This window comes from Actinomadura roseirufa (assembly GCF_900659635.1).
Taxonomy (GTDB): domain Bacteria; phylum Actinomycetota; class Actinomycetes; order Streptosporangiales; family Streptosporangiaceae; genus Spirillospora; species Spirillospora roseirufa.
The window spans coordinates 1-701 of record NZ_CAACVB010000588.1 but is presented as its reverse complement, the minus strand read 5'-3'; the positions used below and the strand labels follow the sequence as shown (position 1 = coordinate 701).

The 701-nt window shown below is 65.6% G+C and carries 1 protein-coding gene; it reads left to right on the top strand.

The features are described 5' to 3' along the window. Window positions 1-137: 137 nt before the first annotated feature. Window positions 138-701: transposase family protein (locus E1291_RS41570; protein ID WP_131743494.1), on the top strand; the 564-nt coding region annotated here is incomplete at its 3' end.

The following is a 701-nucleotide window of genomic DNA, read 5'->3' as shown; positions in this document are numbered from 1 at the left end:
TGAAGCTTTTTCATCCTTGGTGGATGCCTTCTGATCACAGCGTGATCGCAGGTTGCCAGTTCGGCTCATGACGTAGCGAAGCTCCTGGTAGACGGGTTGATCACCACAACCAGACCCGCAACCACCAGGAGCTCCGGGTGCTGTTCTATCGCGCTGTCGTTGATTTGTCGCGTTCAACGCTGAACTATGTCGCCGGGCTGGTCCGCCGCCACCGCAGGGCGATCGGGTCGAGATGGCGGCTGCTTAACCCAGGCCGGCAGGCGCTTCTCGTCCTGGCCCATCTGCGCAAGGACGAGACGTTCACCGAGCTCAGCGCGGGGTTCGGGGTGTCGGTGAGCACCGCATGGCGGTACGTGGAGGAGACCGTCATGCTGCTGTCTGCCCGCTCACCCACACTCGCGCAGGCGCTGCGGAAGGCCTCCAAAGACGGAGTCACCCACCTGGTGCTGGACGGCACGCTCATCCACACCGACCGAGTGCGGGCGGACCGCCCGTACTTCTCCGGCAAACACCGCGTGCACGGAATGAACGTGCAGGTGATCGCCGGTCCGGACGGGACGATCCTGTGGACCTCGGGAGCGCTGCCCGGCAGGGTCCACGACCTCACCGCCGCCCGCATATGGGGCATCCCGCGGGAACTGGAGAAGGCCGGCGTCCTCACCCTGGCCGACAAGGCCTACCAGGGAGCCGGGGCGACAGTG